The organism is Microvirga sp. P4_A5 (assembly GCF_056402495.1).
This window is the reverse complement of sequence record NZ_JBFUHH010000214.1, coordinates 1-718: the sequence shown is the minus strand read 5'-3', so window position 1 is coordinate 718 and position 718 is coordinate 1. Positions and strand designations below refer to the sequence as shown.

The 718-nt window shown below is 59.6% G+C and carries 1 protein-coding gene; it reads right to left on the bottom strand.

The annotated features are described in order from the left end of the window. The coding region (locus tag AC1DVM_RS23210) for a KUP/HAK/KT family potassium transporter (RefSeq protein ID WP_477258508.1) at positions 1 to 718 on the bottom strand (718 nt) is incomplete at both ends.

Genomic DNA, 718 nt, shown 5'->3' with positions numbered 1-718 from the left:
GGCTCGATCTGGACCCGTTCGTTCTCCGCGACGCGTGGGGCGTCGGCGGTCGTTACCGTCAGTATGACATTCTTCTCATGCAGAATCTTGTTGTGCTTGAGGTTGTGCAGCAGGGCCGCGGGCGCAACCTCAGGATCGCTGGTCATGAATATCGCGGTGCCCCTCACCCGATATGGCTGGCTCTTTTTCAACATATTGATCAGTTGGAGCAGCGGCACGTCGACTTTCCGGGTCTTCTCGAACAGGATTCGCGTACCGCGTCGCCAAGTCAGCATCAGCACAACCAGCGCGGCGCCAACGAGCAACGGCATCCAGCCACCCTGCGGGATCTTCAGGGCATTGGCGGCGAGGAAAATGGTATCGACTGCCAGGAAGGGTAGAATCACTGCGGCCGAGGCCCAGAAGGACCATTTCCAGAACCGCCGAACCACGAAGTACGCCATGATGGCCGTCACCACCATGGTTCCGGTGACAGCCAGACCATACGCATGCGCAAGGGCGCTCGAACTCCTGAACATCACGACCAGGAGCAGTACGGCGCAAAGGAGCAGGAAGTTGATCTTCGGCACGTAGATCTGGCCCTTCTCGGTCTCGGACGTCCAACGGATCTCCATCCGTGGCAGAAGCCCCAACTGAATGGCTTGCTGAGTGATGGAGAACGCGCCGGTGATCACCGCCTGGCTGGCGATGATGGTAGCGATGGTCGCCATGCCGACCA